The sequence below is a fragment of the Chromatiales bacterium 21-64-14 genome, from assembly GCA_002255365.1.
GTDB lineage: Bacteria > Pseudomonadota > Gammaproteobacteria > 21-64-14 > 21-64-14 > 21-64-14.
On sequence record NCBI01000005.1, the window covers coordinates 82,165 to 106,391 of the forward strand.

Sequence of the window (24,227 nt, forward strand, 5' to 3'; positions counted from 1 at the left end):
CTTCAACGGAGGGCGCCCCGGGTGGAACCACTGCGCCTCGCAAGCAGTGCCGAAAACAGCAGTGCAATCAATGCGCCGGGGCCAACGGTCACCCCCAGCGCGCGAAGTACTGGGACCCCCGAGAAGGCAAGCGTACCAAAACCGGCTACCGTGGTCAGGTTAGCGAACACCAGCGACGCCAGGGTGCGTGGCGCGATCCCTCCTTCCACGCTCCCGCGGTCAAAGAACAGCGCATAGTTTGATCCTACGGCGACGATCAGCATCATACCGATCAAATGCAGGAGGGTAAGCTGCACGCCTGCCAGTACCAAGCCACTGGTTACCACCAGTACCGCAGATAGCAGGGGCGCTAAAACGCGCACTACGCGCACCGCGGAACGTAGCGCTACCAGCAACAGGACCGTGATCGCACCCAGCCCGGCCAACGACAACCATAGCGTGGCTCGCAGATAGCTGGCGTATAGGTGGTTGCTAATTTGACCGACATTGAACAATTTTGCGCCGCTGCCGATGAGCGCGGCGTTCACACTCGCAGCGTCGATGAGCCCTGAGGTCGGAGCGCGCAGCGGCAGCAGCGCACTCCACGTGCCGTCGCGCTGGCGTAGCAAGAGGCTATCGATGATGCGGTAAAAATCCGTATGGCTAAGGTCGTGTAAAGTCAGCGGCGCAGCATGACGTGCGGCCTCGGCCTCATCCACGAAAGGGGTGAACAGCGCTGGTTTGACCGGCAGGCCTCGGACCGCGGCAGCTAGCCGGGTGCGCAGCGCGGCCGCGGCTGGGATCGCGGCTAGGCGATTGCGCTGGGTGGCGATGCTGGGCAGGTAATGCGCGGGGCTGTCGAAGCCGGCGATCACGCCCCGCGCCACTAGGGCGCGCAGCCGCGTACCCACGGCTTCCGCCGCGCTAAGAGCGGCGTCGGCACTCGCACCACGCACCGCCACTAAATCCCCGGCATCGGGCGCTCCAAGCGCGCGGCGCAGCTGCGCGTCCAGCGCTAGGCTGCGAGCACTGACCGGGCTCAGGGATGAGAGCTGCGGGGACCACAACTGCTGCCGATGTCCAAAAAGCACCACGCAGGCCACCAGTACCAGCGCAGGGACGACCCAGCGCGCGCGTTGTAGGTGTACGACGGCCCGCAGCAGGTGGGCACCGGTGCTACGCAAATCGCGCACCCCGAAGCGCCGCGGTAGCAGGTGCGGTAATACAAAGCGGGTCACCAGCGCGGCGCTCAACAGCCCGGCGATGGAATAGACCCCGAGTTGGGTCAGCCCGGGAAAATTCGACAGCAGTAGCGTAGCGAATCCGCATACCGAAGTCAGCATGCCGAGGCGTATGGTCGGCCAGAAACGCCCCAGCCAATCACGGCGCGCGGCATCGCCCGCCGCCCCGGATTGCACGAAAAGATAGATGGAATAGTCGACCGTCTCGCCGATCAGGGTGGTGCCAAAGCCCAGGGTGAGCCCTTGTACCACACCGAAGCTGAGGCTCACCGCGGCGATACCGGCAAGCACGCCGGAAAACACCGGCAGCAATCCGAGCAGCAGCACGGGCAGCGAGCGGTAAACTGACAACAGTAGAGCGACGATGAGCACGCCGCCAATGAGCGAGACACGCTGAACCGCGTCTTTGATGGCCGCTCGAGACTGTACCGAGAACACACCCGGGCCGGACAGCACCAGCTTGTTCTGTGCGGCGGAGCCCCCGAGCTTCGCCTGCGCGGTGGCGAAGGCGCTTTGAATCTCGGCCATGGCGGCCGCTTGCCCGTCAGTATCCGCGCCGGACGCACGGGTTTGCGCCACCAGCAATGTACGCCCGGCTCCGGGCTCTACCCATACGCCATCGCGTTTTTGTGGTTGCGCGCCGCCCGCCAAGTCGTTTAGAAGTTCCACGGTGGCACCGGTGGGGTCGGCAGGCAGCAGGGCTTTTACCTCCTCACCCAGCGGCAACGCAAGTTGGTCAATGCTACCGGCGATGGCGTGGTGCAGGCCGGACACGGTAAAGAGTTCGGGCGTGGTGCGAGGGTTGAGGACATAGCGGTGATCAAAGATGAACCGGAAATCATGCCGTATTCCGCTGGCCTCTCCATTATTGACCGCGACGAAGGCGTGGTCGGTGCGCAGCTTCTGCGCAAGAGCACGGGATAGAGCCACCCGGTCGCTTAGATCGGCGCCGTCGATGCCGATTAGGATGAGGCGTGAAACCAAACCGTGCTGTAACTGGTCGACCAGGATTTGCGCCTGTTCATTGGGGGTGCGCGGCAAAAAGGCCGACATATCGGCGGTGTACCGGCTGTGGGCGATGACTGCGACACAGCCTAGTAGTGCCATCACCCATAACAGCAAGGTCGCGCGGACACGCCAGATCATGGCATGGCGTGTTGTTGGATGATCAACGACGAATGATCACCGTCAGCCTGCTGCACGGCGATGGTGCGCACCCAATTCTCGCGTCCCCCGATACGGACCTGGCGTACCCGCGCGCGCACGGTCGCGTCGAGTGGCACCAGGGTGAGACTCCAGCGGGCGGCATCGCCCTCGAGTGTAACCCGGTAGTCGCGCGTCAGCGCGCGGAGATTGCCGTTGAGTGTGGCACGAATCCCGTCCACCAGGCCCGCGACCTCCGGGTGGGAACGCAGGCTGAACTGCCGGCGCCGCCCATCGGCTTCGACGCTGACTTGATTCCCCTGCACCACTAGAGTCTGCGGCCTGGGTTTGAGGGTGCGCATCTCGAGAAGATCCGGCGCGGCGTAGCGCAGTTCGCCGGAGGACTTGATGGGCACATTTAGGATGGCCATAGTTTTAGTTTCGACGTAAGTGGCTCGTCCCGCAGGACGTTGTGCCAGTGCGTGCATCAGCGTTTCGAGATTCCAATCGGCGGCGCGCGCGAGTGGCACACACAGCAGCGCCGTGGCAAGCACTAGGATGCACGTGACGTAAAGGTGGAGCGGTCGGTGAAAACCTTCAGTCATGCGCGGGGTCATGGGTGCTCTATTCGGCTTCGGGGCTTACCGCTTCAGCGGCGGCGCCCTGCCAAAAATCATAGAAGTTGAACCAATTATAAGGCGCGGCGAGGCAATGCGCTTGCAGGCATCCGACGTAGCGTGCCAATGCCGCGTCCAGCGCTACGGCGCTCTTCTTGAGACCGACCTGGCTGAAGTCGGTTAGGGCCTCGAAATGGACGTCGTAGCGGTTACTGCCGCGATATACGGCGACCATGAAAATCACCGGCCTGCGCAGCAGCGCGGCGATGCGCAGCGGGCCGCGCGGCCACGGCGCGGGTACACCGAGAAAAGGCAGGGAGGCGGTAGCGTCGTCGTGCAGGGAACGGTCGCCGAGGATGCCGACCACCGCGCCGGCGTCCAGGCGTTCGCGCAGGCGTAACATCGAGTCGACTTGTCCGAGCGGGATGATATCGCGCGCAGCCATGGGGTTGATGGCATTCAGCGTCGCATTGATTCGGCGCGCGTTGTCCTCGTACATCAACATCGCCACCGGGAGATCACCACGCTGGCGCGCGAGGGCGCGCAGCACTTCGAAGCTTCCGAAATGCGCGCCTATGAGAAAGGCTCCCTGGCCCCGCGCCAGTGCGTCATCGATGATCTCCTGACCACTCACGCGGATGTCAAACAGGTCAAAGCGTTCATTGAGCAAATAGATGCGGTCATGGATCGTGGAGGCGAAAGCGAACACGTGGCGGAATCCATCGGCCCAACTCGCTTCGCGCCCTAGCGCACGGCCTAGATATTGTCGGGATGCGCGCCGGGCACGGGGTGTGAAAAGCACGAAGTACACAGCGATTCCGGCTAACACAGCGTGGGATATGCGCCGACCCATGCGCAGTGAAATCCAGGTCATGATGCGCAGCATCAGTGTATTGCTGCGCTCCGTGTTTTGCGTCCATTCGGAACTGGGCGACTTGCTTGACGTGCGCTCCGAGCCTTGGGCGCTCGCGCCGGGATTCGTCGTAGTGGATCGGCGGGCAGCGCTCATGCTTGCCCCCCGATGTTTGGATCCGGTCCCAGCAAAGTGCCGCTGACGACTATGTGCCCTTCCGTGACGAGTTCAAATAGAATGCTACCATCCGCGGCTTTCTCGTGCCTCAAGCACAGGTCCTCCCCAGGGCCTACGGAGCTGCGAAATTTGACGGCGGTGATGCGGCAGCGTTCATGCGCGAGCCCATGAGACCAGAGGAAGTGCAGCGCCGTGTCGAGCAACAACACGCCGGGCACGATTGGACGGCCCGGGAAGTGTCCGTCGAATACCGGATGAGCACGGGGGTAACCAGGAATCGGTTCAACGTCTGTCATCGGCCACCTCATGGCAAGCGCTGTGTTGCTTGGCCAGCTCATGCAATGTCGAGCGAGGCAGCTTCCCGGTGGTATTGCGCGGTAACGCGTCCACGAGCACGAGGGGGCGCGGGAGAAATACCGCGTCGACGCGTTCACGCAGCGCGGCAAGCAAATGATCATGGGTAAGTGTCGGGGCGACGACGAACGCCATCAGGCGCATGTTGTGGCTTGATTGCATGTCGTCGGGCATGTAAAAGACCCCATCTATCACGCCGGGGATAGAGTTGAGTTTATGGTCTAGATAAGCCAATGAGCTACGGTTGCCGGCGATATTCACCATATCAGCGCTTCGGCCGTGGAGTAGAAAGTGGTTGGAATCGAGGGGCTCGATTACATCGTGCAGAGCGGTGGTTTGCGCAAGGTGGCCGCCGACAGCTTGGCCGACACCGAGATGGTCGCGCTGCAAGTGCACGCCGGGTAGTAATTCCCAGGTAGCAGTTTCTGCCGTACGCCGGGTGGCGATCTGTCCGGTTTCGGTCGATCCGTAGATTTCCAAGAGCGGGGCTCCAATGCGCACTTCCGCTTCGTGTGCAAGGCTGCGTGACAGTGGCGCGGTGGCCGACAAAATCAGCGCGACCGGCGGTAGCGCCACTTGCGACGACAGCAGAGCGCTCAAATGCACAGGCGTGGTCACGAACACGCGCGGCGCAGGCACTGCGGCCAAATCGGAGGCGACGTCGGCCGGGTAGAAGGGATGCGCAGCGCCTAGCGCAGCGCCTCCTTGGAGTGCGAGTAGCACGGTCGACTCGAAGCCATACATGTGCTGCGGGGGCACGGTTCCGATCAGGGTGTAACGCCGGTCGTCGTTCAGCCCTAGACGTGTGGAGCCTGATTGCACACAAGCGGTGAGGGCGCCCCAATTTTTGGGGTGTGGAACCGGAGTGCCGGTGGACCCGGATGTAAAGGCATAGACAACCACCCGATCCGCCGCAATCATCGGTACGGTCTGCGCTTCGAATTGTGCGCCAGACCCAATCCCTCCAGGGTAGAGGATCTGTGGAAAATTTAGGTCGCAGGGTTGTTCGCTCAAGCAGAATACGTCGGGAGCGAAAGCACGTATCTGCCGGGTTGTGTCAGCGGTACGGGTGGATGGCAGCAGGGTGATGCGGTTGCTGATGGCCGCAGCTGCAAATGCGACAGTAAAGTGATAGCGATCGTGGCAGAGGTTCAACATGTGCATGGTATCGGGCATCGCGGCCGCAACGCGCTGCACATCGGCAAGGAAATCGCTCAGGCGGACCGGTTTGCCCTTGCGCCATGCGAACACACGGCTAGGGTCGGAATATGAAACCAGCGGCAATTCGGTCATACGTACACCTGTGATGCTGCTGTGGTCGTCTCCGATCGGCCAGCGGTGATACCTCTCGACTCGACTCCGGCAAGGGTGGCGCGTCTGTGTTCTGGACAACGGCATCGGTGCAGTGGATATAGGCTTGGACAGCTTGGACCAGCCTCGTACGTTCGTGTGCCGGCAACTCCCGCACCCACCTCAACTACTCGGCGCCAATAATTGCTGCCACCAGGGGCGGCGTCCGCATATTCGCGAACGGTGGCCCGACGGGCATGGGAGCAGCAGGGAATAAGTTGGTAGAAAGCAACGACATGGACGCGAAGGAAAATCGTCCCGGCGCGGGTCACAGCGCGGGCGTAACGCGCCACGCGGCGGGGGATGCTGCCCACGCAATGTAGAGGCGCAACCGGTAACGATGGGTAGCCGCCCTTGACGGGAAGTTCGGCGCGCCATCCAGACCTAGCAACGGTGCGAAAGCCAAGATCAGGCCGAACGGGTCGGGCTGATCCGCGCGCATCGCAAGGTTGGTGCGCAGTGGATCGCCGACGTAAACGGTTGCAAAGAGTACCTCGTGTACGAGGCTCTTTGCCCGGGGCGTCTTCACTAGGTTTTGAACGCGGCCACATGGTCGGCCAGATTGCGCAGCGAACTGAAAATGCGGTGGTTGTCGGCACCATCGGCGCGCAATTGGACTCCGTATCGTTTGGACAAGGCCATAGCGAGCTCAAGAATATCGATCGAATCCAGTCCCAGACCGTCGCCGTACAGCGGTGCGTCGGGCTGGATTTCGGAAGGCGATATCTCAAGATTGAGCGAAGTCACGATGAGCTGTGCCACGTCATGCAGGAACGCGGCATCGGCGGGTGTGGTGGTGGGTTCTGACATGATGTGCTAAAACCACGAAAACACAAGGAAAAGCAAGGCATAACGATACTAGATCCTGTCCTGAAGCGCAACTCTGACAGGGCACTCAGAGCGTGCGCATCGGCGTTTGCCCAGCCCGCTGAAATCCAATAGGATCACCGAGCCCTCCAGGTACCTCATCCAGGCGGAACGGTGGCAGGAAATCGCAAGGCTCATTGGGCCAGTGCGTCGACCATCAGCGGCTAGGTACACCGCGCCGCGACCAACGCAGCTGGTGCCCGCAAACCGCCCCATCAATGGCCTCAGTGGCCTTCACGCACCCCCAGGTGTACCACCAGCCTCAATGGCAATCTGGGGCGGAACTGCTCCGCCGGGCTTGGAGTCCACCGCCGGTCGCGCGTGGCTGGGCAGTTCTTGGACAGAATCCGCGTAGTAGGACCTGCCCCGCGCGCGGGGACTTCGGGTTATTTTGAAACGCTGGTGTCCATGATAGCGATACGCATTGAGAGCATGCGCCTTGCGAGTCCGGCGGCAGATCGTGGGGTGGGTCCGGGCTGGGTGCGCCCCGGAACACCTGGCTTGGGAGTTCGCGTCCCCGGTACGACCGATGTGCACTGGGTCAGGCAGGCCGAGCGCAATGGAGACCAACGTAATGGTCCCGGACAAGGTGGTATGTTGCTACCCGGATGCCGACGGTTTGGTGCACCGCTCTCTGGAAAGACCCGGCGGGTCTACGCCCTGACCTATTCGCGCGACCGTTGGTACGTCACCGGCGCCCCACTGTTGGTGACTGGCTGTTGAAACTGAGCGATTCGGAATCATAGGGTTACCAGCCCCACCGTCCCGCTAAAGCGGTTGTGACCCGATACCTGAATGGTACTGCCCACGGCGTGCGCAAATGTGCGTACAATAGTGCGGCGCCGTCCGCTTGCGACTGCCCCATTTGACCACGCCGCCGGGCGCACAGTCCGGCGGTTGAACCCGGCTCCGCGGAGGCACGATGCCCAGATCCAACTCCCTGCTGCGCGCAGGACTCAGAACGCTGGGCGTCGGTTGGGCCACGGTTCTCCTCACCGCTATCTCAATCCTATTGTCGAATCTGATTACCCTCGCCATCGCCTGGGGGGCGGGGAGCGCGTCGGACCACACCACTTTCGTGACCGCAACGGTTGCCTCTGGTCTGATCACACCCCTGTTCTCCTACCTGTTGTTATCCCTGGTCTCCCAACTGGACGCAGCGGAACGACAGTTGCGCGAACTCTCCACCATCGATTCACTGACCCAGGTCTACAACCGCCGCCGTATCCTGCAACTGGCGGAGGCGGAACTGGCACGGGCCGCGCGCACCGGGGAGGCGCTTTCGGTGGCGATCCTCGATATCGACCATTTCAAGCAGATCAACGATACCCATGGCCATCCCGGCGGGGATGTGGTGTTGCAAAAACTGGCCTTCCTCTGCAAGCGGCACTGCCGCGAGATCGATCATTTCGGGCGCTACGGGGGCGAGGAATTCATGTTTGTACTTCCCACCGCCGATCCTCACCGTGCCGCGGACTTCGCTGAGCGTATCCGCGGAATCTTGGAGTCCACGGCTATTACCTACCATGACGCCATTATTCCGCTCACCGTGAGCATCGGCATCGCCAGCTTTGCGGACGAGGAACTCGACATGCTGTTGTTGCGTGCTGACCAAGCGCTCTATGCCGCGAAGCGCGGCGGGCGCAACACGACAGTGGCCGCGTCCGCCGCCTAGGGGCCGGGCAGCCAGGACTACTGGGCCGCCACGGCGGCAGAATGGGCCATCCTTTCGTCTGTCGGGACGCACTGCCATCTTACCCATATGGAATGCCGTCTAAGGCGGGCATTGCGAACTTCGGCCTAAGAACTGTTGGGTGCGTTGGCCGAGCTATGGAAGATAAATATAAATTCATGACAACCGAAGTTAGTATCTTGCCCAATGCCAAGGTGGCCTGCGTAAACTGCGAGGCCTGCTGTTGTCGTTTGGAGGTAAGGCTCATTACCGATGCGGGAGTGCCCGATAAGTATATTGAGACTGATAAATGGGGCGGGGAACGCATGGCGCGGCTGGAAGACGGTTGGTGTTCTGCCTTGGACCGAAACACCATGACTTGTATGATTTACGAGCAGCGGCCATGGATTTGCCGTGATTTTGAGATGGGAGGATGCGAATGTATTAGCGAGCGAGCCGCCAATCTGTAGATTTCATCGTACGGGAAACATGCTCGCAAAAGCCTGACTCGTGGATCAGGGTGCCTCCTCCCCTTTCTCCGATCCACTTTAGTAGTTGTAACGCCGCGTGGACGATTTCAGTTATTGGCGAAGCAAATTGGTGGACACGTGGATATTCCCGTTAGTACGGAAGATTTCGCCCAGGCCACATCCACCAGCGAGGGGAGCTATCGTCGTGTGGTACGGCGGGGGCTACGATGTTCCATCTGGGCAGGCGCATCCGTTCCGGCGGTGCAAGACCATGTCGCGGGTCTTGGACAACGGTGCATGACAACGCGCGGGGGTAGATGCAAGGGGCCGCAGGACCTGAATGCCCGGCCCGCGAGTTTGAGACAGGTGCTACGCAACTAACGTATCCAGGTACTTTGACCCCTTGATTTTGGGCACTTTAACGGCTATATGTTTTGACCATCAAAGTCGGATCCCGAGGCACGCGCAATGACCGATTACCCGGCCCCGAAGATGTCGGCCCTGTGCCGGTCATTGACGCGAGATGGCAGGACGGTCCAGGTCGATATCTATGCGGATGGCGAGGATGGGTGGCTTCTGGAGGTCGTGGACGAATATGGCAATTCAACGGTCTGGGATGACCCGTTTCCCACTGAGCAAGGTGCCCTCGACGAGGTCATGGAAACCATCAATGAAGTAGGCATTGGTTCTGTCCTAGGTCCTGAACCGGGAGCCGGGCACCAAAACGAAGACATATGACGGCACGTCTCGCCGCGCAGCTTGAGGACATGTCCAGCAGCATCGGTGAGCACCCGGATTGACCATTAACCACCAGGAGAGCGCGCTATGGCAAAGGGCATGGAAAAAAGAAAGGAAACCAAGAAGAAGCCGGAAAAGAGCCTGAAAGAAAAACGGGCTGAAAAGGCCGCCAAGAAGGACCGGACGCCGATGCACTAGAGCGCCTGCAAGTCATCGCGTGTAACCGGCGCCGGCGCCGGATTCACAGCCGCGTGCCTCGCGAGGAACCCGGAAATTCGGTGGTACCCCAGGGCTGCTCGGCCCGGGCCCTGGCGCGTTGTTCTGCCCGCCCGGTGGAACGCCAGCCCCTGGCAATGTACTAAACTGATAGGGAACGCCAACCGGGGAGGGATGTTTCATGACCGAGCCCTTGGATCATATCCTGTACCGTAGCGGTGATTCCACAGACCCCGAATTTCCCTACGCGCCCATAGATTGGACCCGCGGCGCAGCCGAGAGGCGTGCCCAGGATGAGGGGCTGGCGCTGGGCAGCGATCACTGGGATCTGGTGCGCGCCCTGCACGAGTTCTTCGCCCGCCACGCCGATCGGGGTCACGTGCGGTTCCGGGAGATCCACGACGCCCTTGAGGAGCGCTTCCACGCCCGGGGCGGCGTGCGCTTTCTCTACGGACTGTTCCCCGGCGGGCCGGTGGCCCAGGGTTGCCGGATCGCGGGCTACGAGCCGCCCGCCGGCACCATCGACCGGGGTTTCGGCAGCGTCGTTTGAAAGCCGCGGGAAGGCCCACGGCATCGCATCACCCTTGACGCGCCTCCATCCGGACGGTTCAATCCCCAGGCGCCCGCATTTGCCGGGCAACGGAGGCGGCGGGTGGCAAACGACGGCGTGGAACCGGTGGTGTTTTCCTGGAGCGGCGGCAAGGACAGCGCCCTGGCGCTCCACGCCCTGCTGAACGATGCCCGTTACCGGGTGGTAGCGCTGTTGACTACGGTGGCGGACGACTACCGCCGCATCAGCCATCATGGCGTGCGGGAATCCCTGTTGGATCTTCAGGCCCAGTCCTTGGGCTTGGCGTTGGATAAGCTGTATCTCCCCTCGCAACGTTGTACCAACGCCGATTACGAGGCGCGCATGGGTGAGACCATGGCGCGCTACGTCGCCCAAGGGGTCCGTCTCGTGGCGCACGGCGACATCTTTCTGGAGGATCTGCGCACCTACCAGGAGCGCAATCTGGCGCGTGCCGGCATGCAGGGGCTGTTTCCAATCTGGGGCCGCGATACCCGGGAGTTGCTGGAGGCGTTTTTCAAACTCGGATTCCGCGGGTGCCTCTGTTGCGTGGACGCGCAGCGCCTCGGCGCGGACTTCGCCGGCCGTGAACTGGATGCGCGGTTGCTGGCGGATCTGCCACCGGGGGTCGATCTTTGCGGCGAGAACGGTGAGTACCATTCGTTCGTGTGGGACGGTCCGATCTTCCGGCAGCCGGTTCCGGTGCGTCTCGGCCAGCGGATCACCCGGGAAGGACGCCACTTCGTGGACCTGATTCCCGTGGGAGAACCCGAATTGGCGGCGCTCCTGTGAACGGGAGCCGGGCGCCCATGCGCATCGTCTCTTTGTTGCCCTCTGCCACGGAGATCGTCCACGCCCTGGGGTTGGGGTACCAACTGGTGGGGGTGTCCCACGATTGTGACTTCCCACCCCAGGTGCGGAACCTCCCTCGCGTGAGTGCCTGCGCCATCGCGGACCCGGCACGGAGCAGCGCCGAAGTGGATCGTTGGGTACGCGAGCGGCTCGCCGCCGGCGTGCCCCTCTATGAATTGGATGCCGCGGTCCTGCGCGCCTTGCGCCCCGATTGGATCCTGACCCAGGACCTGTGCGCGGTATGCGCGCCCGATTACGGCAGCGTCGCCGCCCTGGCCGCGGCGCTGCCCGGACCGCCGCGGGTGCTGAATCTGGAGGCGTCCACCCTGGAGGGGGTGCTGGGCACCGTGACGGCGGTGGCCGCGGCGCTGGGGGTCGCGGAGCGGGGCGCCGAGGTGGTGGCGGGCCTGCGGGCGCGCATCGCCGCAGTGGCGCGGGCCGTGGTGCAGGCGCCGCACCGGCCCCGCACCGCGGTGCTGGAATGGCTCGACCCGTTGTTTTGCAGCGGACACTGGACCCCGGAACTGGTCACGCTCGCCGGCGGCGAGGAGGTGCTGGGCCACCCCGGCGCGCCGTCCATCGTCAAGCAATGGGACGAACTCGCCGGTGCCCGGCCGGAGGCGCTGGTGATCGCCTGCTGTGGTCAGTCCGCCGAGCGGGCATCCCAGGATTGGGAGCGAATCCGTCAGCGTCCGGAGGTCCGCGACTTGCCCGCGGTGCGCGCCCGGCGGGTACAGCTGGTAGACGGGAATGCGTATTTCAACCGTCCAGGCCCGCGCCTGGTGGATAGCCTGGAACTCCTGGGCCGGTTCCTGCATCCCGGGTACTTTTCCCGGCGGGAAGCGCATGGGATGGCCGTTGGTGCGGACCACGTCCGGTCGGACTAGGGCCTCCGATGAGGCCGTTGGAGCAGTGGCGGTAACCACCGGCACCAAGCAAAATTCGGGCCGTCGACCCGGCGCTGCGCCCACGGGAGTGCTGGGGTACAATGGCGCCACCGGATTCGGAGCAACTTATGTACCAAGCGCGCAACTGGACCATCGTTGGCCTCCTCTTCGCCGTCGCCGCCGCGCGGCTGGTGCCGCATGTGCCGAACTTCACGCCCCTGGAGGCGATGGCCCTGTTTGGCGGCGCCACCCTCGAGGATCGCCGCAGCGCCTTGTTGCTGCCGCTGGCGGCCCTGTTTCTGAGCGACGTGTTTCTGGGCTACGCGGTGTACGGGTATGGCCTGCTCTATGCCGGCATGCCCTTCGTGTACGGCGGGGTCGCGCTGATCGTGGGGCTGGGGTTGTGGATGCTGCGCCACCGCGTGACCGGCCCGCGCGTCGCGCTGGCGGCCTTCGCGGCGGCGGTGGTGTTCTTTCTGGTCTCGAATTTCGGCGTCTGGCTTTCGGGCAATCTGTACGGGAAGACCCTGGATGGGCTGGTGACTTGTTACGTTGCCGCGCTGCCCTTTTTCCGCTATAGCTTGGCGGGCACCTTGTTCTATACGGTGTTGCTGTTCGGCGGCTTCGCCCTGGCCGAACGGCGGTTCCCGGCCCTGCGCCGGGATGCCACGGCGGCCTGAGTCCCCCGCCCCGCGGTAGAAAAGTCCTGCGTCCGACAGACGCCTAGGGGAGCTGGATCTTGCCCCGACCCGGGAGACCGCCGGCCCCCCCGCGGCTCGCCCCGCCGGTCTCCGGAATCACGATGGAGGAGGCCGCGTCCCGGCGCAGTTCCTTGAGTTCATCCAGGGCATTTTCCACCGCTACCTGCGCCGCCTCCGGGAACTGAGCCACCGCCTCGTCCAGGGAGTCGGCGGAGAGTTCAAAGGACAGGGGCAGCGCGCCCATCGGGGTCAGTAACTGCGCTTGGCCGATATAGAGCACCCGGCGCTGCGGGTCGGCGGCGCCGTTGGTGTCCACCGGGGTGAGTTGTCGGATGGTGCCCACCTCCCGATCGGTGAATATTTCCTCCCGGTAGAGGTTATCCGGGTCCATCCGCCCCTCGGCTGCCTGCTCGTCGGAACCCATGGGTGTCGCCTCGCTGTGGGGTATCGCTCCAAGCCAGTAGGTTACCAGATCCGCCATCCGCCGCCGCGCCCTGGGGCGCGGCGGCGGCATTTCCGGTTCCCGGCGGAGTGGCGCCCCGGGCCGAAAACGGGCACAATGCGGCCCCGGTTTCCCCGCGGGACGGTCGTTCCCGGGGTGCGGGTGATTCCAGAAGAAGAGGACCAGCCATGAGATTGATTCTGCTCGGCGCCCCCGGTGCCGGTAAGGGTACCGCGGCGAAGATGCTGACGGCGTTGGACGGCTCGGTGCAGATCTCCACCGGAGACATCCTGCGCGGTGCCGTGCAGGCGGGCACCGAACTGGGCCGCAAGGCGCAGGAATATATGACACGTGGCGACCTGGTGCCGGATGCGCTCATCCTGGGCATCATGGAACACCGGCTGCAGGAACCCGACTGCGCCAAGGGATTTCTCCTGGACGGCTTCCCGCGCACCATCCCCCAGGCCGAGGCCCTGACAAAATTGCTCGACCAGCTCGGTATCCGCCTGGATGCGGCGGTGAACATCGACGTGCCCCGGGACGTGATCCTGGACCGCCTGACCACCCGTCGTACCTGTTCCAACACCAAGTGCCAGGCGATCTACAACGTCAAGTCCCGCCCGCCGAAGAAGGCGGGGGTCTGCGACAAGTGTGGCAGCCCGGTGATCCAGCGGGACGACGAGACCGAAGAGGCCATCGGGAAGCGGCTGGATACCTACAACGAGAAGACCGCGCCCCTGGTCGGATTCTACGAAAAGACCGGACAGTTGCTGAGTGTACGAACCACGTCCAGCGACGAAGTCGTGGCTGCCATCCGTAACCAGATCGGGATCTGACCCTGGCCCGGTGGATCCGGGGCACTCCCGCCCCGGATCCACCGGGGTTCCACGCGCCGCTCCCGCAACGTTGCGGACCCTCGTTTCCATCGGGTGCGCGCAACACCGGTCATCTTCGGCGTTGTGCAAGGGCGCGCCTGTGGGTCCCGCACGGGCCTGCGCCCCGGGCGGCTGGGAGCGATGCGCGAAGGCCGCCGGAATGCGGGTTCAGTCGTGGGGACGGAGGTCGCCGCGCCGATGCACGGAGAGTCCCCAAATACCCAACCCGCGGCTCCGCGCGACCTTCTCCAGCACCTGATATTCATAGGGCGCGTCCGGCAGAGCGGCGGCCCATCCCTGTTGGAGCAGCCATTTCGAGAGATTTTTCCCGCCGGCACGGCAGATCGCGACATAGCTGCCGTCCGGGTTTTGCGATTTGGTGTTGCAGTGGACAAAATTTGTTCCGATGTCGAACTTGAGCGCGATTATGGCGCGCGGCCCGCACGACATCGGCCGTTCAAAGTCGTAGCAATCCTGCCCCGTCGGAGGGATCAGGATGCCATAGAGATGGATGGTGGCATTGCGGATGCTGAGGGTACCGTCATCGTTCACGAAGGCAAAGCTGTCGAAATCGGCGGCCTCCGTCCGTTGCGGAAGCAGGCACACCAACACCAGCGTAAGAAACAGTGCGCGCATACCCGTATTGTAGCCCGGGAGCGATGGTCCCGGAACGCGGATGTGGGCCGAGGGTGGACGAGGAGTAGCGTAGTATCTTCGCAGTCGTCGTAGAACCGCGGCCGGACGGCGCCACTCGCGTTGCTTGGCTGTGACGGGCCGGCGGGAGGCGCGGATTTGTGAGTGCGGAAGACGGCGCGGATTACCAATTCGAATGGGTCCTGCCGGGTGAGCAGGCACGGGTGCGTTTTGCCGGGGATTTCGAGGGGCGCGCGGTCCTCTGGCACATGACCCTCTACACCCTCGCTTGCTATGGACGGGGATCGGTCACGGCGTCTGGGCCACCAGCGCCCCTGCGCTCCTTCATGGAGATCCGCCAGGATGAGACCGGCACTTTCCGCCTGGAGGTGGGCCTCAATACCCCGATCCTCGATGAACCCGCCATCCGCAAGACCATCGTGATGATCCGCAATTACCGGCGCTTGAGCTGGGGGCGCCGGGAGTGGGGCGAGCCGATGGCCCCCGGGCCGGGCTGACGACGTGCCTGCCCGGCCCGGTCCACGTGGGCCGGGTTGTGGACACCCAAGGCCGTATCGGGTGATTTGCGCTACTGGCCGGCCCAGGCCGCCTTCCGGCGTACCAGCCGTCCGGCGTGAAAGTCCGCCATAGCCTCTTCGATCTCCGCCCGCGTGTTCATGACGAAGGGCCCGTACTGCACGATGGGTTCCCCGAGGGGACGCCCCGCCACTAACAGGAAACCCGCCCCGCCGCCACCGGAGCGGACCTCCACCCGGTCCCCGGGGCCGAGCACCGCGAGGGTGTGCCGGGGGATCGGGGTGCCGGCTACCACCGCCTCGCCCTCGAACCCATACACGAAGGCGTTGCGATCCGCGGCCAGGGGGGCTGCGAAAGTGGCGTTCGGCTCCAAAGTCACGTGCAGGTAACACACGTCGGTGTGGGGATCGTCCACGGGCCCCCGTTGGTCGTCATGAGTCCCGCTGAGGAGCCGGATACGGGCCCCAGGCGCCTCGATCACCGGGATCGCCCGGGCCGCAAACTCCTGGTAGGCGGGGTCGCTCATCTTCTCGCGGGCGGGTAGGTTTACCCACAGCTGAAACCCGCGCATCACCCCCGCGCTCTGCTGAGGCATTTCCGAATGGATTACGCCGCTGGCGGCCTTCATCCACTGCACGCCCCCAGCGCGCAGGTCTCCGTGGTTGCCCATGCTGTCGCGGTGTTCCATGTGGCCTTCCAGCATATAGGTGACGGTGACGAAACCGCGGTGCGGATGGTCCGGAAAGCCAGCGATATAGTCGTCCGGGTTCTCACTGGCGATATGGTCGAGCATCAGGAACGGGTCCAGGTTGCGCAACACCGGGGTGCCGAGCGTGCGATGGACGACCACCCCGGCGCCCTCGGTCACGGGCATGGCGTGGACCTGCTGGGTAATGGTGCGGGTGGGCATGTCAGGGTTCCTCCAAGTGTAGGACGGGCCCGCTACCCAGGGCCGGTCCGAGGCGTCATGGTGTTACTGCGGCAGGGGGGAGTCGACGCAGTTTTTCGATCGACCCGGTCTCATCGTCCCCGCTACGCTCCGCGGGAGATCGAAACCCGCGACTCGTTTTGCCACCCACCGCTACGTGGAGAGGACTCGCATCAGCCCCAGGGGTGCCGCCGGGCTTCAGGCGGCATCGTCCGTGCGTGCTACCGGCAGGTGCTCCAGCGCCGCGCCGAGCTGGGTGTGGGCGCGGCTTAGCGCGGATTCGCCCTGGGCCATCAAACGCTCGGCGGCGATCACCTCCACATCGGTGATGCCAAGGAAGCCGAGTATGTGGCGCAGATAGCGGATCGCGAAGTCGATTTCGCTGCCCACGGCGGTCCCCCCGGAGGCCACCATCAGATAGGCCTTACGTCCCTGGAGCAGACCCACCGGTCCATTCTCAGTGTAGCGGAAGGTCAGTCGCGCCCGCGCCACCAAGTCGATCCAGGCCTTGAGGGCGGCAGGAACCCCGAAGTTGTAAACCGGAACCCCCATCACCAGCAGGTTTGCGTCCATCAATTCCTGCACCAGCGTGTCGGACTGGGCCAGCGCCGCACGCTGCGCCCCGGTGCGTTCCTCGGGGGCCGTGAAGTTCGCCTGGATCCAGGCCTCGTCCACGAACGGCAGCCCCGTCGCCACGTCCCGCACGGCGACTTGGGTGTGCGGATGACGCGCCGTGAGGCCCTCAATGAACCGGTCGGTGAGCTGCCGGGACACGGACTCGCGGGTGCGCCCACTGGCGTCCACCCGCAACACCCGCAGGGGGGTGGAATAGTCGGTCGGTTGGGCGATTGGGTGCTGGATCCTACTCATGGCGGTCTTCCTCCGATTCCGGGGCGGCGGCCCCGGGTTTGGGGCGCGTCACGGGGTGGGCTTGGGAGGCAGTCTGACAGTTGTCAATATGCAGAAAAACAGTTGATTTATGAATATATTGTTCGTAACTTACGAACAATATGGATCGGTTTACCTATATGCAGACGTTCTTGCGGGTGGTGGAAGCGGGGAGCATCACCGGAGCCGCGGACCGCATGGGGGTGGTGAAGTCCGTGGTGAGCCGCCGGCTCGCGGATTTGGAAGCCCATCTCGGGGTAGAACTCTTCCACCGCACGACCCGGCGGCTCACGCTCACCGATACCGGGCGCAGCTTCTATGAACGGTGTGGGCGGATCCTGGCGGACCTGGAGGAAGCGGAGCAGGCGGTCAGCCGGGAACACGGGGCGTTGCGGGGCCGACTGCGGGTGGCCGCGCCCCATTCCTTCGGGTTGCGTCACCTGACCCCCGCGATCACCGGGTTCATGACCCGGCATCCCGGGGTGGTCTTCGAGCTGGATTTCAACGATCGGCAGGTGGATCTGCTTCAAGAGGGCTTCGACATGGCGGTACGCATCGCGCGTCTCGCCGACTCCAGCCTCATCGCCCGGCGCATCGCGCCGATCCGACAGGTGGTGTGCGCGAGTCCGGCGTACTTGGCCCAGCACGGGGTGCCGCGCCAACCGGAAGACCTGAAGCGGCATGCGTGTCTGGCCTATGCCAATTCTCCGGAACCCGACACCTGGACCTACCGCACACCCGGTGGCGGCGAGGGTACGGTGACCGTGCCGGTCCATCTGGCGGCGAACAGTGGAGACTTCCTGACGGCGGCCGCCGTCGCCGGGCATGGCGTGGTACTGGAACCCACCTTCATCGTCTACGACGCAATCCGCCAGGGACGCCTGCGACCGGTGCTGGAGAACTACGAATGGCCGGGCATCAGCGCCTACGCGGTTTACCCCCATACCCGGCACCTCTCCAGCCGGGTGCGTGCGTTCGTGGACTTCCTGGTGGAATGCTTCGCCGGGGTTCCCTACTGGGACCGCCCGGCCCCTGGGGCGGGGGCGTCCCCCGGCCCGGCATGATGGCGCGCCGCGGTGGCTGTTCCCCTCGCCGTATCACGCCCCGACTCTGCTAAACTAAGCATCGGCCATTCTCTGGCCGCGCCGCGGGCGTCCCGCCTCCAGCGCATTTATAATCCCGGGCCCCGCCCGATTTTCCCAGGCTAGTACCGCAATGATACGTAGGCTTGAGGACGTGCATGCGTCCCTGCGGGGACTCCACTCCTGGGCCGTTGCGTTTGGCGCACGGCTGCTCGCCCGTCTACAGATCCGCGAGACCCAGACCACCCTGGTGTGGGCCGGCCTAGTGGGGGGTATCGGCGCGCTCATGACGGTGCTGTTTCGGGCGTCCGTGCATTGGCTCGAAGTCTCCGTGCTTCATCACAGCAGCGCGAGCCTCGTGCAATCCGCCACCGCATTTCCCTGGTGGATCCGCCTGCTGTCGCCGATGATCGGGGGGCTGTTGGCTGGGCTGGTGCTTCAGTTCGGCATGCGCCTGGCGCCTGGGCAGAGTTCCACCGACTACATGGAGGCCATCGCCCTGGGGGACGGTGTAATCAGCGCGCGCGCGAGTCTGGTGAAGAGCGCTTCCTCCATGCTTACGGTCTCCACCGGCGGGTCCATCGGCCGCGAGGGTTCCATGGTACAGCTGGCGGCCATGGCCGCCTCCCTGGTCGGGCGGCTCGCGAAATTCTCGCAGCCGCGGTTGCGTCTGCTGGTCGCGTGCGGCGCCGCGGCCGGTATCGCATCCGCCTATAACGCGCCCATCGCCGGCGCGTTGTTCGTATCCGAGATCGTGCTGGGCAGCATCGCGATCGAGACCTTCGGGCCGTTGGTATTCGCATCCGTGGTGGCCAACGTTACGGTGCACCGCTTCTTCGGTTATCAGGCCATCTTCGCGGTACCGCCGTTTACCTTCGCCTCCAACTGGGACCTGCTGTTCTACGTGGCCCTGGGGCTGGTGGCGGGCGCCACGGCGCCCCGCTACCTGTGGCTGCTCGAGCGCTCCCGGGAGTGGTTCACCGGGATGCGCGTCCCACTGTTTCTGAAACTCGGGCTCGGCGGTTTCGTGGTAGGCGTGATATCCCTGGGCATTCCCGAGGTCTGGGGCAACGGATACAGCGTCATCGGCTCCGTACTGCATGGCCATTGGCTCTGGTTGATGCTGCTGGTGGTACTGCTCAGCAAGGTGCTGGCCACTGCCGTCACCACCGGCTCCGGCGCGGTGGGCGGTGTGTTCACGCCGACCTTGTTCGTGGGCACCACCCTCGGCGCGCTCTTCGGTACCTTCCTCCACATGCTCCTGCCGTCGATCACCTCGGTACCCAGCGCCTACGCGCTGGTGGGTATGGGCTCGTTTCTGGCCGCTACCACACACGCGCCGCTGACCGCCATCCTGATGGTGTTCGAGATGACCAGTGACTACCAGATCGTGCTCCCCCTGATGCTGGGTTGCGTGGTGGGGCACTACACGGCGCGGCTCATCCGCGGCGACGCTATCTACACGGAATCCCTGCGACGCAAACGCGAGGAACAGCCGCAGCCCCAGGTCATCGAGACCATCGATCACCTGATTGCGCCGAATCCGCCTGCGGTCCTGCTCACTGCCGGTTTCGAAGAGGTGACCCGTGCGTTCACCAGCCAACGGGTGAACTGCCTATACGTGGTGGATGGTGCCAACGCCTTCGAGGGGCTGGTCCCCTTGGCGGATATTACCCGCTACCTCACGGACCGCAGTTCCGCTGAGAACCTGGAGGCCGGCGATCTGGCCATGCGCAACGTGCCAACTCTACCGCCCGGCGCCAGCATCATGGAGGCGCTCGAGTGCTTCATGCAATTTCGCGGCGAACGGCTGCCGGTGGTGGCCGCTGACGGTAGCCGACGGTTGCTCGGTTCGGTTTCCAAGAGCGACCTTCTACTGGTGCTGCACACCAACCTCGATCAGGGCGGCGATCCCGAGGTGGTTCGCACGGCCCACGCCAGCGTGCGTACCTGAGGGGCCAGGCGCCTAGGCCGTGGCGCGACGCATGCGAACCCCATCGGGCCATCGAGGCCCGTTGCTGGGTATCCTCCATACGGCCCGGGCCTGATGGGATCTCGTCAATGCACACGTCTAGCGATGGCCAGCTCGCTGCGCCGCGGGTCGCGCCCGCTCCATTTTCCCGGCCCTTGCGCGTTCGGAAAATGACGGGCCGCGTTCCGGCGTGCGGCTTCGCAACCGCCCGTGAACCCTAGGAGTCTGTCGGACTTAGGACTGATCTACTGCGCGCTAACTCCGCACCCACGGTATACTCATTCCACTGCGTGACCTGGCCATCCAGGAGACGGCGATGTATCCGAGCGGTATCAACTATTTCCCACTGGCGCTTCCGTTTTTCCTGTTCCTGCTGGTGGCCTTCATCGTGCTGCTCGTTCTGCTGGAGGTGGGCGTGCTGCGCTACGCCTACGAACGCATCGGCATCGATCGCCGCTATGTGGCGAGCCTGCTGCTGCTGTCCCTGCTGGGCAGCTACATCAATATCCCAGTGGCGCAGCTTGCCGGCCACCAAGTCCTGTCTGGGCAGAGCGTGGATTTCTACGGCATGCGTTACGTGATCCCGATGGTGGTCGACTGGCCGGGCACGGTGATCGCCGTGAACGTGGGCGGCGCTTTGATTCCCACCGTCGTTTCACTGTACTTGGTAGTGAAGAATGGATTGTATCAGCCGGCCTTGGCGGGCATCGCCATCGTGGCCGCAGTCTGTCACTTCCTGGCGCATCCGGTGCCGGGGCTGGGTATCGCCGAGCCGGTATTCGTGCCGCCTGTGGTCACCGCCGCGGTCGCGCTGTTGCTTGCGCGGCGCCATGCTGCACCGCTCGCCTACATCAGTGGCAGCCTCGGCACGCTGATCGGTGCCGACCTGCTAAACTTGGGAAAGATCCAGGGCTTGGGCGCGCCCGTCGCCTCCATCGGCGGCGCCGGCACCTTCGATGGTATTTTCATGACGGGTATTCTGGCAGTGGTGCTGGCGGGACTGGTGGGCCGGGCGCATTTGGCGCCCGGTGATTCTTACCGGTGAGATATCTCGGAACCCCGATGATACGGCAGCGGGTAGGGGCGGAATGAAGAAACTCAGACATGAAACTGAACTCGTCAAGGCCGCGCTTGCCGCGGGAATGAAATATGGGGAGGATCGCGGTGCGGTGGAGTTCGAGCCCACGGATTCCGCCAGCGAGAAGATCCTCTACGTCTATCGGTTGCTGGTTCACGACAAGCTGATCCAGCCACTGCCTGAGGATCAGGTATCGCAACAGAGCATGCGGCATAAGCTGGCGCTCTGGTATGCGAAACAACTACCCGGTGATCACCCCCTTATGAACTAGCGCGTGCGGGGCAAAATCCACACGGTTCCTGCTCCACGGGAGCGGGCAGGGCCAGTCGACCCTGGGGGCCTGCGTCCTTGGCGTCGCCGCGACGGGGGGATGGGAAAATGCCGCCCACATAAAATTCTTCTTGCCAACACCAGGAATTGGTGTATAGTCGCAACGCGTTGCAGTGCACTTCTTGCCGCCGGTTCGGAAGACCCCCTGTTGATCTGTGGTAACTCCCGCGCTTGATGCTCCCAGGAATGAACTGCAATTTATCGCAATTCAACTACATAGAGGTGTTACCGTGGCTACAGGCACTGTGAAATGGTTCAATGACGCAAAGGGCTTCGGCTTTATTACCCCCCAGGACGGCGGGAAGGACGTATTCGTACACCACTCCGCGATCCAGGGGAGCGGGTTCAAATCCCTGGCGGAAGGTCAGCAGGTGAAGTTTGAGGTCGAGCAGGGCCCGAAGGGTCCGTCGGCGGTCAATCTGCAGATCATCTAAGTTCAGTCATCTCCGGCGCATGCCGGTTGATTACTCAGGCCCCGCCCGATGGCGGGGCCTTTTTTGTGCGGCCGTTCTGTGGTCGATATGGAGACGCTGGCCGATGGGGGCCACTTCCGACTGGCCGGAAGGGCCCGATACGGGTGGCCCGCATCACTTCCGGCGGGTACCACGACGCTTGGCCTGTTGCGCAAGCATAGCGGGTACCAGTTCCCCATAGGGTAACGACTCGGCGTGGTCACCACCGCATGTGGCCGCCTGGATGAGTTCGTGGATGTCGGGGGCGTCGCCCATGGATCCCGTGCCCAAACGCGCCTTCAGGCCGCGCAGTCCGCCACTTTGAATCTTCAGGTAGACGCTGTGTGGGGTCGTGGTGAGATCGTCTTCCATACCTAGGGCGGGCAGGCCCACGGCCTTGAAGCAGTCGTATACCTGTCGGCAGAGGGTTAGCGCCGGTTCCGACCGGCAATGTATCTGCGGGGAATTGCGGGCGGTGACGGCTAGACCGAGATGGCAGACGAACTCTTCCGCGATGATCAGGTTTTGGAATGGGCATTTGGGCGCGGACACCGGTTTTACCTCCTGCGGGACGTGGTTTGACAATTATCGCTGGAATTCGCCGCCCGGGCGGCGCGCACCACCACCGCAAACGCCGGCGGCTTCCCGGCTGCGGAGCGGAAGCGGCTCGGCGCCAGCGAACGCGTCGTCGGGGCAACGGGGTCGCCGACCCCCGTGGTGCTTCCTGGGCCATGCGTTGTCATGAGCGCTGCGCTATGATCGGACCCAGAGACTCGCGAGTGCCAGTAGCGGTTCGTTGCCCATGAAGAACACCATACTCTGGATTGTGGCCATCGCCTTGGCGGCCGGGATCGCCGCAGTGCTCCACGATCGCCCGTGGGAGGCTCGGCTGGTAGCGCCGGTGGTAACAACGCCGGCCGCGGTTGCGCCGACGCACCGGCAGACGAAGGAGCCCCTGGTCCGTTATCCCGTCCCCGGCGCGGCTGCCGTGCCCGCGGAAACTTCCGTCGCGCCGCCCCAGAAGCCTACGGTGTTCTTGCCCACACTCGACGAGAGCGACAAGGCGATACAGCGTGCCCTTGAAGGTCTGTTTGGCGCGCCACGGGTCGAGGCGTTGTTCAACCTGAATTACCTCGTCCGCCGCATTGTGGTCACCGTGGACAACTTGCCGAAGCGGCGCCTGCCCCTTAGATATCTCCCCATCGGACCGACCATCGGAGATTTCATCGCCAAGGGCGCCGGGTCCGGGGATGCGAGGCGCTACACTATCAGCGCGGAGAACTACCGGCGTTACACGCCCTATGTGCAGCTGGTGACCGGCGTGAATACTCGGAAATTGGTCGCGGTCTACGTGCGTTTCTATCCCCTGTTCCAGAAAGCGTACCAGGATCTGGGCTATCAATACGGGTATTTCAACGACCGGCTGATCGAGGTTATCGATGATCTGTTGGCTACCCCTGAGCCCAAGGGGCCCGTTGAGCTGACGCGCCCCAGCGTTTTTTACAAGTTCGCGGACCCACATCTGGAGGCACTTTCCGCCGGCCAGAAGATCCTGATCCGCATCGGGCCCGTGAATGCCGCCCGGGTCAAGGCCAAGCTGCGGGATATCCGCCAGGCGCTGACGCACTTGGGCGCGGGCCATGGCGCTGCCCCACTGGCCCGTTTCGGAGATAGGCGTTAGGCAGCTTGTTCAGCGGTTCGTGCCGTGGTCGCCGTCGCCACTGGGGAAAGACATACTCCCTGTGACCCGTGCGCCCGGCCCGGGGTCCGTGCGGCGAACATCGGCGGCCAATACGTTTACTTCAGCAAACCCTCGGCGGCCATAGTGTTCTGGACTGCCGGCCGTGCGGCGACCCGGGCCATGTAGGTCCCCAGTGCCGGCCACCGTCCCATGTCCACCCCCAGATGATGGGTCCAGTTGAGGACCGTGAACAGGTAGGCGTCGGCGACGCTGAACGTATCCCCCATCAGGTATGGGTTGTTGCCGAGCCTCTGCTCCAGAAATTCGCAGCGTTGGCCGAAGACGCTGAGCTGGTTGGCCTTCCACTCCGCCGTGATTCTGGGGTTGTAGAGGGCGCCGAGAGTCTTGTGGACCTCGGACGCAATGAAATTCATCCACTCCAGGAGACGGTAGCGCGCCATGGTGCCGGCCTTGGGAGCAAGATTGCACTGCGGCTTCTGATCCGCCAGGTAGTGCAGGATCGCCACGCCCTCAGTCAGGATCTGACCGTCGTCCAACTGGAGGGCCGGGACATAGCCCTTGGGATTGATCTTCGTATAGTCCGCGCCGTTCGCGGCCGTCTTCTGGGCGAGGTCCACTTTCGC

28 protein-coding genes are annotated in these 24,227 nt (G+C 63.9%); 15 read left to right on the forward strand and 13 right to left on the reverse strand.

What is annotated here, in order from left to right; genetic code table 11:
• Window positions 1-2: 2 nt before the first annotated feature.
• The 7 genes from B7Z66_04820 to B7Z66_04850 form a co-directional block, all read right to left on the reverse strand.
• On the reverse strand, window positions 3-2,366 hold the full coding sequence (locus B7Z66_04820; protein ID OYV77428.1) for a hypothetical protein: 2,364 nt from the start codon (window positions 2,364-2,366) through the stop codon (window positions 3-5).
• Window positions 2,363-2,794: a hypothetical protein gene (locus B7Z66_04825; GenBank protein ID OYV77429.1), complete on the reverse strand. Its 432-nt coding sequence runs from the start codon at window positions 2,792-2,794 to the stop codon at window positions 2,363-2,365. The genes B7Z66_04820 and B7Z66_04825 overlap by 4 nt, the downstream gene beginning before the upstream one ends.
• A 193-nt stretch (window positions 2,795-2,987) precedes the next feature.
• Window positions 2,988-3,989, reverse strand: a complete 1,002-nt coding sequence (locus B7Z66_04830; GenBank protein OYV77430.1) for an acyl-CoA synthetase — start codon at window positions 3,987-3,989, stop codon at window positions 2,988-2,990.
• Window positions 3,986-4,306, reverse strand: a complete 321-nt coding sequence (locus B7Z66_04835) for a hypothetical protein (protein ID OYV77431.1) — start codon at window positions 4,304-4,306, stop codon at window positions 3,986-3,988. Before B7Z66_04835 ends, B7Z66_04830 begins: the two co-directional genes overlap by 4 nt.
• Window positions 4,293-5,657, reverse strand: a complete 1,365-nt coding sequence (locus tag B7Z66_04840; GenBank protein OYV77432.1) for a beta-hydroxyacyl-ACP dehydratase — start codon at window positions 5,655-5,657, stop codon at window positions 4,293-4,295. Before B7Z66_04840 ends, B7Z66_04835 begins: the two co-directional genes overlap by 14 nt.
• Window positions 5,658-5,982: 325 nt before the next feature.
• Entirely contained in the window at window positions 5,983-6,243 is a 261-nt protein-coding gene (locus tag B7Z66_04845; GenBank protein OYV77433.1) for a hypothetical protein, read from the reverse strand.
• The gene (locus B7Z66_04850; protein ID OYV77434.1) at window positions 6,243-6,524 is read right to left on the reverse strand and encodes an acyl carrier protein; all 282 of its coding nucleotides are present in this window, start codon (window positions 6,522-6,524) and stop codon (window positions 6,243-6,245) included. The genes B7Z66_04845 and B7Z66_04850 overlap by 1 nt, the downstream gene beginning before the upstream one ends.
• A 979-nt stretch (window positions 6,525-7,503) precedes the next feature.
• Here B7Z66_04850 and B7Z66_04855 point away from each other — a divergent pair.
• The 7 genes from B7Z66_04855 (at window position 7,504) to B7Z66_04885 (ending at window position 12,664) form a co-directional block, all read left to right on the forward strand.
• A complete protein-coding gene (locus B7Z66_04855; protein OYV77435.1) occupies window positions 7,504-8,256 on the forward strand; it encodes a hypothetical protein in 753 nt (250 codons plus the stop codon).
• 176 nt (window positions 8,257-8,432) lie between these two features.
• Window positions 8,433-8,723, forward strand: coding sequence for a zinc/iron-chelating domain-containing protein (locus B7Z66_04860; protein ID OYV77460.1), 291 nt, complete (start codon window positions 8,433-8,435; stop codon window positions 8,721-8,723).
• Between the two features lie 468 nt (window positions 8,724-9,191).
• A complete protein-coding gene (locus tag B7Z66_04865) occupies window positions 9,192-9,461 on the forward strand; it encodes a hypothetical protein (GenBank protein OYV77436.1) in 270 nt (89 codons plus the stop codon).
• Window positions 9,462-9,858: 397 nt separating this feature from the next.
• The gene (locus B7Z66_04870; protein OYV77437.1) at window positions 9,859-10,227 is read left to right on the forward strand and encodes a sulfite reductase; all 369 of its coding nucleotides are present in this window, start codon (window positions 9,859-9,861) and stop codon (window positions 10,225-10,227) included.
• Between the two features lie 117 nt (window positions 10,228-10,344).
• On the forward strand, window positions 10,345-11,037 hold the full coding sequence (locus tag B7Z66_04875; protein OYV77461.1) for a hypothetical protein: 693 nt from the start codon (window positions 10,345-10,347) through the stop codon (window positions 11,035-11,037).
• Window positions 11,038-11,054: 17 nt separating this feature from the next.
• Window positions 11,055-11,984: a hypothetical protein gene (locus tag B7Z66_04880; protein OYV77438.1), complete on the forward strand. Its 930-nt coding sequence runs from the start codon at window positions 11,055-11,057 to the stop codon at window positions 11,982-11,984.
• A 128-nt stretch (window positions 11,985-12,112) separates the two neighbouring features.
• A complete protein-coding gene (locus B7Z66_04885; protein OYV77439.1) occupies window positions 12,113-12,664 on the forward strand; it encodes a hypothetical protein in 552 nt (183 codons plus the stop codon).
• 43 nt (window positions 12,665-12,707) lie between these two features.
• On the opposite strand, the gene B7Z66_04890 is transcribed toward B7Z66_04885, so the two are convergent.
• On the reverse strand, window positions 12,708-13,076 hold the full coding sequence (locus tag B7Z66_04890; protein ID OYV77462.1) for a hypothetical protein: 369 nt from the start codon (window positions 13,074-13,076) through the stop codon (window positions 12,708-12,710).
• A gap of 239 nt (window positions 13,077-13,315) precedes the next feature.
• Between B7Z66_04890 and B7Z66_04895 the strand changes: the two genes are divergently transcribed.
• Window positions 13,316-13,963: an adenylate kinase gene (locus B7Z66_04895; protein ID OYV77440.1), complete on the forward strand. Its 648-nt coding sequence runs from the start codon at window positions 13,316-13,318 to the stop codon at window positions 13,961-13,963.
• A 207-nt stretch (window positions 13,964-14,170) separates the two neighbouring features.
• Here the strand turns inward: B7Z66_04895 and B7Z66_04900 are convergent, their stop codons facing one another.
• Window positions 14,171-14,638, reverse strand: a complete 468-nt coding sequence (locus tag B7Z66_04900) for a hypothetical protein (GenBank protein ID OYV77441.1) — start codon at window positions 14,636-14,638, stop codon at window positions 14,171-14,173.
• A gap of 158 nt (window positions 14,639-14,796) precedes the next feature.
• Here B7Z66_04900 and B7Z66_04905 point away from each other — a divergent pair, with 158 nt between their 5' ends.
• The gene (locus B7Z66_04905; protein ID OYV77442.1) at window positions 14,797-15,153 is read left to right on the forward strand and encodes a hypothetical protein; all 357 of its coding nucleotides are present in this window, start codon (window positions 14,797-14,799) and stop codon (window positions 15,151-15,153) included.
• A 71-nt stretch (window positions 15,154-15,224) separates the two neighbouring features.
• Here the strand turns inward: B7Z66_04905 and B7Z66_04910 are convergent, their stop codons facing one another.
• Window positions 15,225-16,082 (reverse strand): hypothetical protein, encoded by an 858-nt coding sequence (locus B7Z66_04910; protein ID OYV77443.1) that lies wholly within the window; start codon window positions 16,080-16,082, stop codon window positions 15,225-15,227.
• A 216-nt stretch (window positions 16,083-16,298) separates the two neighbouring features.
• Entirely contained in the window at window positions 16,299-16,970 is a 672-nt protein-coding gene (locus B7Z66_04915; protein OYV77444.1) for an FMN-dependent NADH-azoreductase, read from the reverse strand.
• A gap of 140 nt (window positions 16,971-17,110) precedes the next feature.
• On the opposite strand from B7Z66_04915, the gene B7Z66_04920 reads away from it, so the two are divergent.
• The 5 genes from B7Z66_04920 (at window position 17,111) to B7Z66_04940 (ending at window position 21,884) form a co-directional block, all read left to right on the forward strand.
• Window positions 17,111-18,052, forward strand: a complete 942-nt coding sequence (locus tag B7Z66_04920; GenBank protein ID OYV77445.1) for a LysR family transcriptional regulator — start codon at window positions 17,111-17,113, stop codon at window positions 18,050-18,052.
• 151 nt (window positions 18,053-18,203) lie between these two features.
• On the forward strand, window positions 18,204-20,024 hold the full coding sequence (locus tag B7Z66_04925) for a hypothetical protein (GenBank protein ID OYV77446.1): 1,821 nt from the start codon (window positions 18,204-18,206) through the stop codon (window positions 20,022-20,024).
• 334 nt (window positions 20,025-20,358) lie between these two features.
• On the forward strand, window positions 20,359-21,087 hold the full coding sequence (locus B7Z66_04930) for a hypothetical protein (GenBank protein OYV77447.1): 729 nt from the start codon (window positions 20,359-20,361) through the stop codon (window positions 21,085-21,087).
• Between the two features lie 43 nt (window positions 21,088-21,130).
• Window positions 21,131-21,391, forward strand: a complete 261-nt coding sequence (locus tag B7Z66_04935; GenBank protein ID OYV77448.1) for a DUF5062 domain-containing protein — start codon at window positions 21,131-21,133, stop codon at window positions 21,389-21,391.
• A 289-nt stretch (window positions 21,392-21,680) separates the two neighbouring features.
• Window positions 21,681-21,884: a cold-shock protein gene (locus tag B7Z66_04940; GenBank protein OYV77449.1), complete on the forward strand. Its 204-nt coding sequence runs from the start codon at window positions 21,681-21,683 to the stop codon at window positions 21,882-21,884.
• Between the two features lie 153 nt (window positions 21,885-22,037).
• On the opposite strand, the gene B7Z66_04945 is transcribed toward B7Z66_04940, so the two are convergent.
• Window positions 22,038-22,454: a hypothetical protein gene (locus B7Z66_04945; GenBank protein OYV77450.1), complete on the reverse strand. Its 417-nt coding sequence runs from the start codon at window positions 22,452-22,454 to the stop codon at window positions 22,038-22,040.
• 250 nt (window positions 22,455-22,704) lie between these two features.
• Between B7Z66_04945 and B7Z66_04950 the strand changes: the two genes are divergently transcribed.
• Window positions 22,705-23,583, forward strand: a complete 879-nt coding sequence (locus B7Z66_04950) for a hypothetical protein (protein ID OYV77451.1) — start codon at window positions 22,705-22,707, stop codon at window positions 23,581-23,583.
• Between the two features lie 116 nt (window positions 23,584-23,699).
• Here the strand turns inward: B7Z66_04950 and B7Z66_04955 are convergent, their stop codons facing one another.
• Window positions 23,700-24,221 carry a glutathione transferase GstA gene (locus tag B7Z66_04955; protein OYV77452.1) on the reverse strand — a complete coding sequence of 174 codons (522 nt, stop codon included), beginning with the start codon at window positions 24,219-24,221 and terminating at the stop codon, window positions 23,700-23,702.
• Window positions 24,222-24,227: the final 6 nt, after the last annotated feature.